Origin of the sequence: Paraburkholderia sp. RL17-347-BIC-D (assembly GCF_046027915.1) — a bacterium.
GTDB lineage: Bacteria > Pseudomonadota > Gammaproteobacteria > Burkholderiales > Burkholderiaceae > Paraburkholderia.
In genome coordinates this window covers 1-449 of sequence record NZ_JARESS010000250.1, presented here as the reverse complement: position 1 = coordinate 449, position 449 = coordinate 1, and the positions used below count along the sequence as shown (strand labels likewise).

Here is a 449-nt window from a genome sequence, read left to right as displayed (position 1 = left end):
GCGACTCGATGCTCCGCTTCAAGAAAGATCCTGCGACCCAGAAGGTGTTGGCCAACAGCGTCAAGCTCGCCGATGTCAAAGCGGCCGACTACGATACGATTTTCTACGCCGGTGGTCATGGCCCGATGTGGGATCTGACCAATGACAAAAACTCGATCGCCTTGATCGAGGATTTCTACAACGCCGGCAAGCCGGTCGCCGCCGTCTGTCATGGTCCGTGTGTTCTGCTCAAGGCAACTTATGAGGGACAGCCTCTCGTCAAGGGAAAGCGCGTCACCTGCTTTACCAATGATGAGGAAGAAGCCGTCGGCCTGACCAAGGTGATGCCCTTTCTCGTCGAGGATGAACTCAAGCGCCTGGGCGGCCACTTTGAAAAGGTGGAAAACTGGGGCGTGTTCACTATTGTCGACGGACGGCTGATCACCGGTCAGAACCCGGCCTCATCTGGC

1 protein-coding gene is annotated in these 449 nt (G+C 56.8%); it reads left to right on the top strand.

Annotated features, from left to right (window positions below):
• Window positions 1-449: type 1 glutamine amidotransferase domain-containing protein (locus P0D96_RS48420; protein ID WP_408321472.1), on the top strand; the 449-nt coding region annotated here is incomplete at both ends.